Source organism: Faecalicatena contorta (assembly GCF_022835095.1).
Classification (GTDB): Bacteria; Bacillota; Clostridia; order Lachnospirales; family Lachnospiraceae; genus Faecalicatena; species Faecalicatena contorta.
Map to the genome: position 1 here is coordinate 4535589 of NZ_BQNQ01000001.1, position 17330 is coordinate 4552918.

At 45.8% G+C, this 17330-nt stretch carries 11 protein-coding genes and 2 pseudogenes; 10 read left to right on the forward strand and 3 right to left on the reverse strand.

All coding sequences use genetic code 11. The features are described 5' to 3' along the window. The first annotated feature begins 166 nt into the window (after positions 1-166). The 10 genes and pseudogenes from MWG26_RS20275 (at position 167) to MWG26_RS20315 (ending at position 12673) form a co-directional block, all read left to right on the forward strand. On the forward strand, positions 167-1936 hold the full coding sequence (locus MWG26_RS20275) for a sensor histidine kinase (protein WP_025655825.1): 1770 nt from the start codon (positions 167-169) through the stop codon (positions 1934-1936). A 3-nt stretch (positions 1937-1939) separates the two neighbouring features. After that, positions 1940-3487 carry a response regulator transcription factor gene (locus MWG26_RS20280; protein ID WP_025655824.1) on the forward strand — a complete coding sequence of 516 codons (1548 nt, stop codon included), beginning with the start codon at positions 1940-1942 and terminating at the stop codon, positions 3485-3487. Between the two features lie 4 nt (positions 3488-3491). Then, the gene (locus MWG26_RS20285) at positions 3492-4511 is read left to right on the forward strand and encodes a LacI family DNA-binding transcriptional regulator (protein WP_025655823.1); all 1020 of its coding nucleotides are present in this window, start codon (positions 3492-3494) and stop codon (positions 4509-4511) included. Between the two features lie 136 nt (positions 4512-4647). After that, positions 4648-4893, forward strand: a pseudogene (locus MWG26_RS23205) (MATE family efflux transporter); the annotation flags it as partial. Between the two features lie 25 nt (positions 4894-4918). Further along, a pseudogene (locus tag MWG26_RS22760) lies at positions 4919-5140 on the forward strand (MATE family efflux transporter); the annotation flags it as partial. Positions 5141-5155: 15 nt separating this feature from the next. Then, on the forward strand, positions 5156-5965 hold the full coding sequence (locus MWG26_RS20295) for an MATE family efflux transporter (RefSeq protein WP_347554622.1): 810 nt from the start codon (positions 5156-5158) through the stop codon (positions 5963-5965). A 39-nt stretch (positions 5966-6004) separates the two neighbouring features. Then, entirely contained in the window at positions 6005-7687 is a 1683-nt protein-coding gene (locus MWG26_RS20300) for a glycoside hydrolase family 13 protein (protein ID WP_025655821.1), read from the forward strand. Between the two features lie 31 nt (positions 7688-7718). Continuing rightward, on the forward strand, positions 7719-9431 hold the full coding sequence (locus tag MWG26_RS20305; RefSeq protein ID WP_240285553.1) for an alpha-glucosidase: 1713 nt from the start codon (positions 7719-7721) through the stop codon (positions 9429-9431). Positions 9432-9615: 184 nt separating this feature from the next. Further along, positions 9616-10380, forward strand: coding sequence for a helix-turn-helix domain-containing protein (locus tag MWG26_RS20310; RefSeq protein ID WP_117440806.1), 765 nt, complete (start codon positions 9616-9618; stop codon positions 10378-10380). A gap of 256 nt (positions 10381-10636) precedes the next feature. Further along, on the forward strand, positions 10637-12673 hold the full coding sequence (locus tag MWG26_RS20315) for a methyl-accepting chemotaxis protein (RefSeq protein WP_117440807.1): 2037 nt from the start codon (positions 10637-10639) through the stop codon (positions 12671-12673). A gap of 796 nt (positions 12674-13469) precedes the next feature. Here MWG26_RS20315 and dnaB read toward each other — a convergent pair. Genes dnaB through MWG26_RS20330 form a run of 3 tightly spaced genes read right to left on the reverse strand, consistent with a single transcriptional unit; the run spans position 13470 to position 17322 of the window. Continuing rightward, positions 13470-14813 carry a replicative DNA helicase gene (gene dnaB / locus MWG26_RS20320; protein ID WP_025655816.1) on the reverse strand — a complete coding sequence of 448 codons (1344 nt, stop codon included), beginning with the start codon at positions 14811-14813 and terminating at the stop codon, positions 13470-13472. Between the two features lie 13 nt (positions 14814-14826). After that, positions 14827-15276, reverse strand: coding sequence for a 50S ribosomal protein L9 (gene rplI, locus MWG26_RS20325; protein WP_025655815.1), 450 nt, complete (start codon positions 15274-15276; stop codon positions 14827-14829). Continuing rightward, a complete protein-coding gene (locus MWG26_RS20330; RefSeq protein ID WP_117440808.1) occupies positions 15277-17322 on the reverse strand; it encodes a DHH family phosphoesterase in 2046 nt (681 codons plus the stop codon). Between the last annotated feature and the right edge of the window lie 8 nt (positions 17323-17330).

The window sequence follows — 17330 nt, forward strand, 5'->3', positions numbered from 1 at the left end:
TACTGTCCATATATTTATTTTATTATTGTTTTCCATTTCTCTACCTATACTTTTTTCACCCTGCTCTTATACATTTTTTACCTTATCCTTATATTTTTCAGCACTTGCCTGATATAATGCCAGATGATACACTATAAGAAATAGTTTTCGCAAACGGAGGTTTTATATGAAACGCCGTATTTCTATGCGCAGTAAGATAATTTCACTTTCTGTTATCCTCATCAGCCTTGCTCTTTTAATCCAAGGCGGCTGGTTTTTTTATCATTACTATAAGGCCCAGGTTTCTCTTGCCTATGATAACATGGAAGCTTCTGTTGAACAGATGCGCTTTAGTATAAACAAGGCTTTTTCTGATATAAATAACAGCGCGCTGTCACTGCTTACTAGTCCTACTATGCAGAATTGGCTTGCCGGCAGAATTAGTTTTAACAGGAATCTGCCCGGATTTCAGGAGAACGTCTATGCCATGCAGGAAGATTGCAAGAATAACAATCTGTTCGATAATACCTTCTATTCCTACGGGCTGAGTACGGCTTTTTTAATCACCCAGAATTCAGAAATACAGTTATACACTTACGGTACCCCGTATAATTCACCTTCGTTCACCTTTGAAGAGCTGAAAGTACTATTTAAAAAAGAAGCCGACGCGGCTGTTTTTATACCTCCCAGTCAAAATTCCAAAGATATTTTTTTTATTAAACAAGCACAGAATTACAATCGAAACGATACCGTCTTCTTTATTTTTATTATTAATCAATCCTGCTTTCAAGAGTTATTTTCCGGACTGACTTCAGATCTAATCGTTTCAGTCACTGATCGGAACGATATTGTTTTATTCAGCAACACGCCCGATATGGTTGGTAAGGTGTATCATCGTTATCTGGAAGAGAATGCCGACCGCTATCCTGGTAAAGACACGTTAGGTTATTCAAAACAGATAACCAGCGCTCCCTTCCATGTCAATCTGTTCACCTCAACGAAAAGTATCACCACCCCCATCGCCGTTACGCTTCTGCAGTATGTAGCAATCATGGCAGTCCTGCTGGTGGCTTTTATTTTGATCGCAGTCTGGTCTTTTTCTAACTATACGTATTTTATCAAAGATATGGTGTCCAATCTAAATGAGGTGAGGAATCAAAATTACCGGACCCGTATGAAAATATATAGGGAAACGGATTTGAACAGGATCAGTTTTACCTTTAATAAAATGACCGGTGAATTTGAAGAACTGATCGCAAAGGTATATAAAAATGAGCTGCTTTTGAAAGAATCGGAAATTCGGCTTCTGCATTCGCAGATGAACCCTCATTTTTTAACAAATACGCTGACTACCATTGGCGTCTCCGCACTGCTTAACAACGACTCGGAAGTCTATCAGATGATCAGTTCCCTTAATGTACTCGTGACGGCGAATCTGACCGGATCATTGAAGGGTGATTTGTATACGGTTGTAGAAAAGGAATATGAATGGATAAAAAGTTATCTATATATCCAGCAGCTTCGTTTTCAGGAACGCCTTAGCTGCGAAATAAATGTCCGGGATAAGCAGATTCTGAACTATTACATTCCTAGGCTGAGTGTGGAACCGATTGTTGAAAATGCTGTAATCCACGGTATTGAAAATTCCTCTAACAAAATTAATCATATTAAAATGGACATATACACGGAAAATGGGGATTTATTTTTTGAAGTATCCGATAACGGCTGCGGCTGTGATTTCGATCCGCTGAAAACCTCTTCCGGGGATGACTCCGGCCGTCAGCATATCGGGATTTCAAATATAGTTGAACGCATCCATCTGCTGTTTGGGGATTCTTATGGCCTAGAGTTTCACAGTTCTTCCGGTATCGGTACAACTGTCATTATTAAGCTTCCTGTGCTGAAAGACCGCCCTGACCAGGATTCTAAGACACTTGAAAATGAAAGGGAGGAATAACTTATGTTCCGTTTGATTATTGTAGAAGATGAGGCGATTCTGAGAAAGGGGATCTGCAATATTATCGATTGGACCAGTCTGGGATTCCAATTAGAGGGTGATTTTGCTAACGCTCCCGAAGCACTTGCTTTTTTCAGGGAACACCCCGTGGACCTTGTCGTAACAGATATCAAGATGCCCGAAATGTCCGGTATAGAGCTTGCCCGTAAGATACATGCGCTCTCTCCCGCCACTAAGGTTATTATATTAACCGCCTTTTCTGACTTTGATCTGGCGGTAGACGCTCTTAGGGCGGGAGTGTCTGATTATATTGTAAAATCAGATTTTATCAGCCAGCTTCCCGTATCTGTGAAAAAGGTGTACGCTCTGCTGGAAAACGAAAAGGCGAAAATCAGCTGTTCTTCACGTGCATTTTCTGCCCTCATTTCTGGAATTGCCACATCGTCCATCACTAACCTGGAAGACATTCAATACTGGTTTTGCCAGATGCAGCTGCAGCCTCAGCAGTATATGGCCGTTAAATTCTCGGTCTGTGCTGATACGTCCGCCCATGAAGAGGAACAGACGCGCATGTTTGAAAAGATCATTGGTTTTATTAAAACTGCTGCCGAGCCTTTCCCATCCGCTGTAAAAAGCGATGCACAGAATTCCGTTTACGTGCTTCTTTATGCGGCAAATACAGTCCGGCTGCCCCAGATGCCCGAATTCGGTGAGAGCATCATCTCCGCTGCGAAGACCCTTTTTGCCTGCGGGATCAGCCTCTCCTATTCTTCTGTGCATCAGGATATTGCTGAATTTCCCTCTGCACTTTACGAATGTTTGGACGCAGCAGACAGCGGTGTTTTGAATGCAGCGCATGGCCTTCCGGAATTTCCTGGCGGAAGTACCGGTCAGCTGTTAGATCCTATTGGGATAACCACCGCTTTTACAGAAAATATCTGCGCCGGGGACACGGTAGCATGTGCGGGCCTTTTGACGTATTTTTTTGGTGAACTTGAAAGCAAACGGTATTCTTTAAATAAAGTAAAAAATATGGCAATTAATATATGCACACTCTGCTGGGACAAGCTATATAGTCCTGTAGACACTATGTACCAATTTCATGCAATAAAAGATATGACCCTGGCCAGGCTGAAAAATTCTGCCGCTGTAGTGGGGTTGGTGGATTCTCTTCTTGACTTTGCTGATAAATGTATTCATCTAAAAGTCTGTTCTGCTAGTGGGATTCCGGTCCCTGTGCTGGAAATCAGCGCCTATATCCAGCACCATTTTGACCAGCCCGTCAGGATCGATGATATAGCACATGCCCTTCATATGAACAGCAGCTATCTAAGCCGTACTTATAAAAACTGCACCGGACATTCTATCATCCACGCACTTAACTATTATCGTATCGAGCACGCGAAGGTGCTCTTAGAGACCGGAAAGTATAAGATTACAGAGATTGCTTCCATGGTGGGAATCGAGGAACCGGCATATTTTACAACTGTTTTCACAAAATATACCGGCTGCAGTCCTTCGTCGTATAAAGTGTTTGATATAAAGGAGTGATTTTATGAGAATCAAAGATATTGCTGAACGTGCTGGCGTAAGTACCGCCGCTGTATCGTATGTACTGCACGAAAAAACATCACACGTCTCTGCAGAGACGCAGAAAAAAATCAAAAAAGTACTGGAAGAGATGAATTATGTTCCTAACATGGGAGCAAGAATGCTTGCCGGAAAGCAGTCCCGGTTAATTGGAGTTATTCTGCAGGATTTCTATAAATATGACCGGGAAGTCATAGCCGATCCCTTTTATGCGGAAATCTTAAGTTCTATTGAGGCAGAGATCAGTGCAAATGGATATTACATGCTGCTTAAGACCGTACCTGATGAATCAGCCATTCAGAAGCTGGCGGCGGAATGGAATGTCGACGGCCTAATTATACTGAACTGGTCCGGTATTACCCCCAAAAAATATCTCGCTCTAAAGAAAAAATTGGATAAACCGTTCCTCTTTATCGATTCCCCCTGTGGTGATATCCCCGATCTGGTAAACATAGGGTCCGACGATGAATTTGGCGGGTTTCTAATGGCCGATTACCTGATTCAGAACGGTCATCATAAAATCATGTATTTAACCGATGCCGATGATCCCATCTCAGCCCTTCGCTTACAAGGCGTTCGAAATGCTTATAAAAAAAATAAAACATCACTCATCGGTTTGTCTCACCAACTGCTTCCTGCCACCAAAGAAGACCGCAGAAAACTTTATACAAATTCCAATTCCGGTTTGAGAGACCATACGGCTTTGTTTTTTGTATCCGATTATTTTGCGGCTGAGGCAATGGGCTTTCTCCAGGATGCCGGTATCCGCATACCAGAAGATATCTCAATTGCCGGTTATGACTGTAGTTACTTGAGTGCGATGTGCCGCCCGCAGCTTACGACTGTCCGGCAGAATATCCATAAAAAGGGGACTGCTGCCGTCCACTCTCTCCTTTCATTCATCAATGGAGAGGAGCCGCCGCATTCACAGACACACTTTAAGGTAGATCTGATTGTAAGAAAATCGGTATCGTCTAATGATTAACAAAATATAAAATCTCTATATTGACACAGTTATGCCGCCGTGTTAAGATACATCTAATCATTAGGTTATGCGCATAACCTCGAGGGGGGGGTGTTAACTTGTGTATTCTCCCAGAATAGACCGCGCCTTTTTTCGTATGGTTTTTACTTTGGTACTTCCCATAGCTGTGCAGCAGCTCATCAATGCCTGTATTACATCTGCTGATATTATGATGCTTGGAAGAGTAAGCGAATCTGCTATTGCAGGGGTATCGCTGGCTGGTCAGGTTTCCTTCCTTCTGAACCTGATTCTCATAGGGATCTCCTCCGGCGCTTCTATTCTCTGCTCCCAATACTGGGGTAAGAAAGATTTACGTTCAATAGAAGAACTCATGGGATTCTCTTTATGCGCCGGGCTTTTTTTTTTCCGTAATCTTTACGGTTACTGCATTTTGCGCTCCCTTGTCAGTCATGGGCCTTTTCACTTCAGATCCGGTAATTGCAGATCAGGGAGCACAATATCTGCGGATCGTATGCTTTTCTTATCCCTTAAATTGTGGTACTTTTATCTATTTAAGTATCATGAGAAGCATGGAGCATGTGAAAATATCTTTTATTATTTACCTGTTTTCGCTCCTGATTAATGTATTTCTGAATTACATATTTATATTTGGTCATTTTGGAAGCCCTGCATTAGGGACTGCCGGGGCCGCAGCCGGTACATGCGGAGCACGCTTATTTGAGCTGCTTTTGGTATGGATATATGAGGAAAAATGTAACCGCACGGCGCGGTTCCATCTCCGTAGCCTATTCGTAAAGAATATTGCATTAGTCAGAAGATTTTTACACTTTGCGCTTCCGGTGCTTATGAATGAGCTGGCCTGGGGTCTTGGGTACACCGTGCTTGCTTCTATCATAGGACATCTTGGCCAAAATGTAGTTGCCGCTAATTCGGTCATCACAGTATTAAGGCAGCTTTCCATGATTTTTTCAGCAGGGCTTGCATCTGCTGCCGCCATCATAACCGGCAAAACCATCGGCGAAGGCAACAGGCCATTAGTTTTGAATTATTCCAGAAACTTTATAAAGCTTTCTGTCGTATTTGGTTGTTTGGGATCCGCCGCAATTTTAATTCTCGCATTTGCTTCAGGTTCTTTCATACGCCTTAGCCCACAATCCGGGAATTATTTAAATATTATGACTGTATTGACCAGTTTTATATGCATTTTTCAAAGTATAAACAGTACCATTGTTTTAGGTATCCTCCGCTCAGGCGGCGACACAAAGGCGGGTATGATTATGGATCTGGTGTCACTTTGGGGGATCGCATTACTTTTCGGATGGCTGTCCGCATTTATCTGGAAGCTTCCTTTTCCAGTAATTTATATGTTTTTAGTCTGTGATGAACTCGTGAAATTCCCATTTGCCATAAAACGTTATTTCTCCTATAAATGGCTAAATGATGTAACAAGATAAAAATCTCGTATCTATTTTTATAATAAGGAGGTATTAAAAATGACCGCTGATTGGTGGAAAGAGGCTGTGGTATATCAGATTTATCCGGCCAGTTTCAATGATTCTAATAATGATGGTTTTGGTGATATTAATGGCATTACCCAGAAGCTGGACTATCTTTGCAGCCTGGGGGTCCGGATTATATGGATTTCTCCGTATTTTAAATCCCCCTATATTGACAATGGGTATGACATATCAGACTACAGGGCAATTGACCCACGGTTTGGTACAATGGAGGACTGGGAAAATATGCTCAGCGAAATGCATAAACGGGGGCTTAAGCTGATTATGGATTTGGTGGTAAATCACTGTTCTGATCAGCACAAGTGGTTCCAGGAAGCCAAAAAAAGCAAAGATAATCCTTATAGAGACTATTTTATCTGGAAAGACCCAAAACCGGATGGCATGCCGCCTAATAACTGGACCTCTTATTTTAGCGGCCCCGCATGGGAATACGAACCCTTGACGAACCAGTATTATCTCCATCTTTTTTCAAAGGAACAACCTGATCTCAACTGGCAAAATCCACGGCTGCGCGAGGAGATTTACGATATCATGCACTACTGGATCGGCAAAGGCGTGGATGGCTTCCGTCTGGATGTCATGCATGCATATGGGAAAACACCAGGCCTGCCCGACGGCCGGATGGACGGAACCCTTCCAGTTGGGGCGGAACACTTCTCTTCGCTTCCTTTAAACCACGCTTATATGAAAGAAATGAACCGGGAGGTTTTCTCTAAATACGATATCTTTACCGTTGGAGAAACGGACGGGATCACTATTGATGATGCCCTGCAATATACCTCAGAAGCCGCAGGAGAGGTAAATACGGTTTTTCAATTCCAGCATGTTAATATCGACAGCGTATATGAGGAGCGGTGGCTGGCTGATTCCCCGCTCCCCGTAAAAGCTTTCAAAAGCTGTCTGGCGGACTGGCAGCGGGGACTGGACCTTGAAGGCTGGAACAGCCTCTATCTGTCAAACCACGACCAGCCGCGCCAGGTTTCCAGATTTGGCAATGATGAAAAATACTGGGCAGAGAGCGCCAAGATGCTGGCAACTATTATGCACCTGCAAAAGGGAACTCCCTTTGTCTATCAGGGGGAAGAGATTGGCATGACAAACTGCCCCGTCCATGATATAAACGAGGTTCAGGATATTGAATCGATCCATGCATACAATGAATATCTATCAAAGGGCCTGGCAACTCGTGAGGAGATGCTTGCAGGAATCAGCCGGAGGGGACGGGATAACAGCCGAACCCCTATGCAATGGGACCGCACTGCTAATGCAGGTTTTTCCGAAAATACACCCTGGCTTCATGTGAATAAGAATTATAAAGAGATTAATGTAGAATCACAAATAAACTGTGATGATTCTATCTATCATTACTATCGGAAGTTAATCCACCTAAGATCGCAGAATCCCGTAGTTGTATACGGCAGTTTTACGGAATTCTACCGAGATAGTGACTCCATTTTCTGCTTTACCCGTTCACTTGGAAACCAGGTGCTTCTGGTCACTGCAAATATGACAGCGGAAAGTGTGGAATACAAAGTACCGGGAGCAGTCACCTATACAAAAAGCTCGCTTTATATTTCGAATTATCCCACTGGTCAGTCACCCCATGACCGTGTCCTGCGTCCCTATGAGGCATCTGCATATCTACTGTTGAAACATTGAGTATTCACACTTTGAAAAGGAGGAGTTAACTATGGAAATACTGCAAAAATCCTGGTGGAAAGAAGCTGTTGTCTACCAAATTTACCCCGCCAGTTTTTATGATTCAAATGGAGATGGCATTGGCGATCTCAGGGGCATAGCGGAAAAACTTGATTATCTCGTTGATTTGGGAGTGGATGTGGTCTGGATATCCCCCTATTTTGAATCTCCCTATGTGGATAACGGTTACGACATTTCAGATTATTACAAGATAGACAAACGATTTGGCACTATGGATGACTGGGATCACCTGCTTTCTGAAATGCATAAACGCGGATTAAAGCTGGTTATGGATCTGGTGGTTAACCACTGTTCCTCATCCCATTTCTGGTTCCAGGATGCATTGCAAAGTAAGGACAGCCCATACCGTAACTTTTTTATATGGAAAGACAGAAAACAAAATGGTCAGGTCCCCAATAACTGGACATCTTACTTTGGAGGCTCCGCCTGGGAATACAGCCCAATTACAGATCAATGCTACCTTCATCTGTTCAGCAAAGAGCAGCCCGACCTAAACTGGGAAAATCCCGCGCTCAGACAGGAAATCTATAAGATGATGCGGTTCTGGGCCGATAAAGGAGTGGATGGTTTCAGGCTGGATGTCATGCATGCATATGGGAAGGAGCCAGGGCTGCCTGATGGAGTTTTTCAGCGCTCTGCATCCGGAGCTCCGGTAGGAATTGAACATTTTTCGAGTATAGAGAAAACCCACGGCTATATTCGGGAGATGAACGAACAAGTATTTTCCCGCTATGATCTTATGACTGTTGGCGAAACAGGCGACGTGACGATTCAGGACGCTATAAAATTTACGAACGAGGCATCTCGTGAAGTAAATATGGTATTTCAGTTCGACCACGTTGATATTGAACCTGAGAAAGATGAAAATGGAATCTGTTTATCCAGAGCCTGCACATACACTTTGAAAAAGATGCTTTCCAAATGGCAGACGGGATTACTCGGAAAAGGATGGAACAGCCTGTATCTTTCAAACCACGACCAGCCGCGCCAGGTATCTAAGTTTGGGGATGACAAAGAGTATTGGTCAGAAAGCGCGAAGATGCTGGCCGCGGTCATGCACCTGCAGCAAGGCACCCCCTTTATCTATCAGGGGGAAGAAATCGGCATGACCAATCTTAAGGTAAATAGTATTCAAGAAGTAAATGATATCATGTCAGTAGGCAATTATTATGAAAGGCTATACAGTAGAAAGGCTTCAGAGGAACAGCTACTTGCTGAAATTAATGCAGTCGGAAGAGATAATGCCCGAACGCCTATGCAATGGGACAGATCCGCAAATGCCGGATTTACTACGGGAACTCCTTGGCTGAAAGTAAATCCTAACTTTCAAACAATCAACGTGCGTGATTCTATGGAGAGCCCTGATTCCATATATCATTTCTATAAAAAACTCATAAAACTCCGCCATAAAAACCCAGTTGCTGTTTATGGAGATTACAGAGAATATTACAAGGACTCACAGGAATTGTTTGTCTTCACCCGACGGCTTGGACATACCCTGTTGCTGACTGCGGCAAATATCACAGGCTCCTGCGCTGAATTCAGGATGCCTGAAGATATACATTATACTCATAGTGACCTTTATATCTCAAACTATGAAGGCACTCAGACCCCAGGCGATTGTTTATTAAGGCCTTATGAAGTACAGGCCTTTTTGCTGGAAGAGACCTGCACAGGGGTCTGACCCCCTTGCAGCATCACCGTCTTAATTTGCAAAGGGGTCTGACCCCTTTGCACCATCTCTGTCTTAAATTTTCTGGCAGAATTTGACGAACGATTTCTGGCTTGTCCTTAACACTCCTATGGTATAATAACACAGAGCGAAGAATATATTAAGGCACCATTTTTTAAGGAGGTATAGGTATAATATGGGTGAAGTCAGGTTTATGATTTCTGAGGCCGCCAAACAGGTTAAAGTCGAATCCCACGTACTGCGCTATTGGGAAGAAGAGCTGAATCTGGAAATCGGGCGCACAGAAATGGGGCATCGATATTATACGAAAGATGATATACAACTTTTCCGCTGTATTAAAAAACTTAAAGATGAAGGGATGCTTCTGAAAGACTTAAAACCACTCATCCCAGAATTAAGAGAAACACGTTTAAAACTTCAGAAATCCACTGATCAGGAGCCGGTCAAGGCAAAATCCTCAGAAAAACCAGCAAAGCCTGAAGAAAAAGCAGCCTCCTCGGCAATTAAAAAAGCGGTTTTCTCAAATAGCAGTTCTCAGAAAAAGGAGCCGGACAAGCAGGCTGCCTCTCCGGGAAAGTCCTCTCTGCCGCTTACGGCAGCCACACCAGACAGTCCGTCCGGGCAAAAGGCAGAAAGCGCCGCCCTGACTGTAGCTCAGGCAGAAGTCATTCCTATTACGCAGCTTGAACAGGTACGTTCACTGATCGGTGATGTGCTGACAGAAGTAGTAACAACAAACAACGAGACCCTGAAAAAAGACATCACCAGTACGGTCACACAAGACGTCATCCGGGAGATGGATTTTATGTTTCAGGCCAAGGAACGCCAGGAAGAAGAGCACTTCCGCAAATTGGACTGCCTCATCCGGCAGCAGCAGGCGAACCGCCGCGAAGCAGCGCGGGAAAATCCATTTGGCAAGCTCAAGAAACTGCTTACATAACAACTCAATCAGAATGTCCGTAACTGACACGGCATTTTTAAAGGGCGGAATAACAATTTCCGCCTTTTTTGCATTGTCCTTCAAGCTGCATTTACTTGTTTTTTCCTCTTGCCATGTTATAATAAAAAGAGTGCATTTCTAAATCTAAATCCCTGTTTACAGCCTATGTCCTGAATGCCCTGACAGCCAGTTTAATCGTGCCACGAGTTGAGAAGGCATAAGCAGGCCCATATAACCCGGAAATCGGAGGAACCCTATGATAAAGAAAAGAAGAAACAGTAAGACCCAAAAAAGCAGATCCATTTCAGCGAAGCTCAATACTAGCATAGTCATCATTCTGGTTCCCTTACTGGCAGTCTTAACCGTCGTCTCATGTGGTGTTGCTGTACGCTCCATTAAATCCCTAAGCGATAAAATCCTGAATACGCAGTCCGATTATGCTGTATCCATCGTAGATGATTTCTTCAGCAGCAAGGAAGCCGCTGTCAGTATGTTCGAGACAAATGAAGAACTGCAGGAATATTTTCGGTCAATAAGCACCCCCCAGGATATTGAGGCCTATCCCGGTAAGGAGGAACTGACCGTACATCTGTCAGAGATATTAGAGAAGATGGCTGGTGAAAATGCGCAGGAGGCATGGCTGGCTGATGACCGAACGGACAGATTCCTGTTATCCACCGGACGTATTGTTCCGTCTTCACTGAAAGACCTGCCGTGGTATGAAACCGTTCTTTCCAGCAAGGCTGCAGCCATCAGCGAACCTTATCAGGATCCAGCCACAGATCATTCCATCATATCCATTGTGGCTCCCGTGTTTGATGCCCAGACTGATCATGTGATTGGATTTATAGGTCTCGATGTGTTTCTTGACAGCCTGGCAGACTCTCTGTCCCAAATTCATGTGGGAGAGAACGGCTATCTGGAACTGATATCCAACAGCTCCGACTATATTTACAGTAATGATCCTACTGCTACAGGTAAAAATGTAACAGAATTGGATATCAGTGAACAATATAAGACTAATGTTCTAAACAAAAATACCGGCAGCATGGAGTTTGAATATGAAGGCATTGATTATGTTTCCATGTCCCGGGTGTCGCGTACCACCGGCTGGCTGGCTATCGCAACGCTTCCGGTATCCGAAGTGAATGCTCCCCGCAATCGGCTGATCACTGTACTTGCGGTTGTATCCATCCTGATAATTGCCCTGCTGATCTTTGTGATCCTGAAGACAGTCCGGAGGTTGGTAAAGCCGCTTGCAGACATCAGTGCCGATATGCACAGCTTTTCCGAGGGCCGCCTTTCCATTGATATAGATATCCACGGTAATGATGAGATCGGCCTGCTTGCAGATAGTATCCGCTCGTCCACCCACACCCTCAGGGAGATGATCTTAGACTTGGCTCATGTACTAAAGGAAATCTCAGACGGCAATCTCAACGTCGACGTAACCGGGCATTACACCGGTGATTTTGCCGCCATCCGGGAAGCGCTGGAGCAGATTCTGCTGTCACTGAACAACGCCCTGGGACAGATTAACATTGCAGCGGATCAGGTTTCTTCCGGGGCCGAGCAGGTGTCTACAAGTGCGCAGGAGCTGTCCCTCGGCGCATCCGAACAGGCCGGTTCCGTGGAAGAACTGGCGGTCACAGTCAGCGAAATTTCGAGACATGTATCACAAAATGCCCGCAATGCCCTCGAAGCCAGCAGGGATGCCGGAGCCGTCAAAAACGAAGCCGACGCAGGCAATCAGCAGATGCAGGAGCTTTTAGCTGCAATGGAGAATATCGTCAGCAGTTCCCGGAAAATACGGAAAATTCTGAAAACCATAGAAGAAATCGCATTTCAGACCAACATCCTCTCTCTGAATGCATCCGTAGAGGCAGCCCGCGCCGGGGCAGCCGGCAAGGGGTTTGCCGTAGTTGCGGAAGAGATTCGCAGCCTTGCCGCCAAAAGCGCACAAGCATCTACCAACACCAATACCTTGATAAACGATTCCTTAACCGCCGCAGAGGCAGGATCCAAAATAGCCGCAGAAACAGCCCAGGCTATGCAGAAAGTCATGGAAGGAGTGGACAAAGTCGCCGCCTCCATCACCAGCATCTCCAGTGCATCCCAAGATCAGTCCGATTCCATCCGCCAGGTAACAAGTGGAATCAATCAGATCTCCGACATCATACAGACCAACTCCGCCACCGCAGAAGAAAGCGCAGCGGCAAGCGAAGAACTCTCCGCACAGGCACAGCTCCTCAAAGAGTTGGCGGGGCGGTTCTCACTTAGGGAGTTGGAGTAGGCCGTGTGATGTGAGAGGGCGAACGGAGGGGACGAAAGCGTATGCCGGTTTGTTGGGGCTTTCCATTCACTAACTGACACTAAGAAAAAACAGCCTGATTTTATGGAACCAAAGAGATTCACTGCGCTGTCTTGATGACAGCGCAGCTCAGCTCTTTTTGAAATTTGTTTTGGAGAACAAATTTCATCCATAAAATCAGGCTGTTTTTTCTAAGTGTCAGTAAGCTCATTCTACGCCCCTGCAAACCGGCATACGCTTCCGCCCCCTCCGTTCGCCCCCTCACATCACACTACGTGCATCCAATAACTGTAATTGAAACCCGGGGGGGCCGCAGACGGGGGGAGGTGGATCGTATTGAATTTTCGCATGGCTCATCCTCAAGTAGTTCCCCCCCCCCAAGGAGATTCCGAATGTAATTTCTTGCCGTTGTCCATAGCCATCCTTCTTCCCAACCAGACAGCCCCCCAGACATTCCTACCGATTGGGTGCGCCTAGCTGATTGAAAGCGGAGTCTGGTACCGGCGGGACTTTACATGCCGTTTTAAACTCCTTATAGCCTGCCTAGAGCCCGTTGCAGGAAAAATGAGGAAAATGGAGGGTTGGATTTGATTCACAAAATCAAATCCAATAGCCGCCTTTGGATCAAAATCATCAGATTTTGGACCAAATGCGGCTAGTCCCTCCATTTTCCTCATTTTTACTGTTACGGGCTCTTGGCAAGCGGTGCGGAGTTTAAAACGGCATGTAAAGTCCCGCCGGTACCAGACTCCGCTTTCAATCAGCGCCCCCCATAATTCTACTCCTGCCTCAACTCATTCCCGAAACGCGTGTATTGCGGCATCCATGCAAGCCGTACTGTTCCCACCGGCCCGTTTCTTTGTTTTGCAATGATGATCTCCGCAATTCCTTTGTCTTCGGTATCCGGGATATAGTAATCCTCACGGTAAATGAACATGCATACGTCGGCGTCCTGCTCAATGGCTCCGGACTCACGGAGGTCCGAGAGCATGGGCCGCTTGTCGGTTCTCTGTTCTACGGCACGGCTTAGCTGCGACAATGCGATAACCGGCACGTTCAGTTCCCTTGCGAGGCCTTTGAGAGAACGGGAGATCTCTGAGATCTCCTGCTGACGGCTCTCGTTGCTTTTGCCGCCGCTTCCGCTCATCAGCTGCAGGTAGTCGATGATGATCAGGTCCAGGCCGAGTTCCAGCTTATATTTTCTGCACTTGGAACGCATTTCCGTAATTGAGATACCTGACGTATCGTCTATGACAAGCCGGGATTTTCCGATTCTCCCGGCCCCTTCTATCAGTTTTTCCCAGTCTGTGTCCTTTAAGTTACCGGTACGCAGAAGCTGGGCATCTACATGGGCTTCCAGGGAGAACAGACGGTTCACCAGCTGTTCCTTTGACATCTCCAGACTGAAGATTGCCACGCCCAGATTCTGTCTGAATGCCGCATGCTGGGCGATATTCAGTACGAAGGCAGTCTTCCCCATGGAAGGTCTCGCCGCGACCAGGACCAGGTCAGAGCGCTGAAGCCCCGACAGCTTATAATCCAGGTCAATGAATCCTGTGGGAATACCCGTTACGCTTCCCGTCGTCTTGGATGCCTTTTCGATCACATCCAAGGCGTTGAGTACTACCTGTTTGATCGGAGTGTATTCCTGGACATTGCCCCTCTCTACCAGTTCAAATACCCCTTTTTCCGCCTTGTCAAGTATCTCTGCCAGCGGCCGGTTCTCCTGGTAGCATATGTTCGCCACTTCTTCGTTAACCTTAATCAGTCTGCGCAGGGTAGACTTCTCCTGTACGATTTCTGCATAGTATTTTACATTTGCAGAGGTCTGCACGCTTACAAGCAGGTCCCTTGCAAACTCCATGCTGCTGATCTCAGGGGGCACGTCTTTTTCCTTCAGGTGCTCCTGCAGCGTAATCAAATCCACCGGTTTTCCTGCCTGAAACAGCTCTACCATAGAATCAAACAAAATGCCGTAAGCGGTCTGATAAAAATCTTCTCCCGTGATAATCTCGGATGCGGCCATAATTGCATCTTTGTTCATCAGCATAGCTCCCACGACAGCCTGCTCTGCTTCTGCGCTGTGTGGGAGTATTCTCTTAATCGCTGCTTCCATTTCCATAAAGCAAGTCCCCTTATGCCTCTTCTACAACAGCCACTTTTAACTCGGCTGTCACTTCCGGATGTAGTTTAATCGGAACGTTGTGTGTCCCAAGCGTTTTAATCGTCTCTTTCAGCTGGATCTTCTTCTTATCTACATCCAGCCCCATCTGTTCTTTTACAGCGGCGGCAATTTCCTTGCTGGATACGGAGCCGAACGTTCTTCCGCCCTCTCCCACCTTAATAGCAAGCTCCACCTTGCCGTCCTTAAGACTGGCTGCCAGCTGTTTTGCCGCATCCAGATGATCCTGTGCGATCTTCTCTTCTTTTTTCTTCTGCAGGCGCAGATCGTTCATGTTCTTATTATTTGCCTCAAGCCCGAGTTTCTTCGGCAGAATAAAGTTTCTTGCGTATCCGTCATTTACATTGACAATCTCGCCTTTCTTACCAAGTGATTTTACATCCTGCAATAATATTACTTTCATTTATATATCTCCTTCCTCTATCATCTGGTCAATTGTTTCTTTCACCCTTCTGATTGCATCAAATATATTCGTGTGGTCAAACTGTGCGCCGGCTGAATTGATATGTCCGCCGCCGCCGAGCTTTTCGGCGATAATCTGTACATTAACCTCATCTATAGAGCGGGCGCTCAGATAGATCCTGCCCTCATAGACAGTCAGCACAAAAGAGGCCTTGATTCCGCTGATATCCAGCAGTTCGTTGGCTGCCTGCGCCGCCAGGACTGTCGGGCTGTCAATGTCACCCGGACACTGCGCAATCGCATATTCTTCCCTGTATACCTCTGCCATACGCACTGCTTCCGCCTTGGCACGGTAAGATTCCATATCATCCCGGAACATCTTTCTGACACGGGTAATGTCAGCTCCACACCTTCTCAAAAATGCGGCCGCCTCAAAGGTACGCACGCCGGTCCTATTCATAAAGTTGCGGGTATCAATCATTATCCCTGCATACAGGCAGTCCGCCTCAACCGACGGAAACTTAATGTCATCTACAATATACTGCAGCACCTCAGCCACCATCTCACTGGTGGAGGAAGAATACGGTTCTACATAGGAAAGCACCGCATTCTCAATCACATTGCTGCTCTGTCTGTGATGGTCAAGCACTGCTATGGTGCGGGATTTCTTTAATAGTTCCGGACATTCCGTCATCTGCGGCTTATTCGTGTCCACGACAATGACCATGGTACTGTCAGTAATATAATCCAGCGCCTGCTCTGAAGTCAGGAAAATATCCTTGCCGTAAGCAGGGCTCTCTGCAATCTCATCGTACAAAGGCCGCACAGAAGTCGTTACCTCATTGATCACAACATGGGCTTTCTTTTCTAGTTCCACCGCCGCCCGGTAAATCCCCATACAGGCTCCCAGTGAATCCGCATCCGCAATCTTATGCCCCATCACGATAACCTGGTCTTTTGCCACAATAAACTCACGCAGGGCTTCCGCCTTAACACGCGCCTTAACGCGGGTATTCTTCGCTGTCTGTTCCTTTTTGCCTCCGAAATATGTAATTCCTTTGCAATCTTTGATGACAGCCTGGTCACCGCCACGCGCCAGGGCCAGATCTATGGCCACGCGGGCAAAGTTATAGCTCTGGGCATAGGTTGAAGTATTCAGCCCCAGACCAATACTCAGAGTCGCAGAACGGGCATTCCCGATATTCACCTGTTTTACATCCTCCAGAAGGGAAAACTTATCCGCCTCAATCGACCGGTAACTCTCCTTCTTAATCGCTATAAAATACTTGTCCTTCTCCAGCTTCTTGACAATCCCGTCCACATCGCCGATATATTTATTAATCTTCCTGTCTATCAGCGCTACAAGCAGTGACTGTCGCACTTCCTCCACACTTTCCATTACTTCATCGTAATTGTCAATGTAGATTAGACCCGCAATCAGCCTCTGATCCTCAATCTCTTTAATGTAAGAATTCAGCTCCGTAACGTCCTTCATATATACCGCAATGAAAAATTCCTTTTCTCTTGGAATCTGCAGCAGCTGTTCCGCTTCGCTGAACCCTTCCAGAGAAACCCGGCGCAGCACAACCTGATAATCTCGTTCTCTGTATGTGACTTCAAGCTCTACATGGTCATTGTCATCCTTGGGGAAGACCCCGTTGTTAAGCTCAGGAATCAGCTTGTTCAGATACTTCTCCCGTTTCTGGTTCTCTACCATATGGGAAAAGCTGTCGTTCTTCCACAAGATACGCCCATCCTCCAGCGTGATTGCGTACGGGACTGCCAATTCCTTCAACAGCGTGTTTTGGATCCCTTTGTATTGGGTAGAAAACTGAATCAGATCCGCCAGAATCAGGGACCTGTTGTAAAAATACAAAAGCCCTGCAATTACCAGATAGATTACGATAAAGACAGACATCATAAGCCCTGCCCGCTTGTCAATCATGTACATCCAGACATTCATGGCTATCAGCAGCACCGTCATAATCAACGGCCACTGCATATACATCCTAAGCTGCCCCTTCAATCGCATATTCTTTTTACTCATGCTTTTCT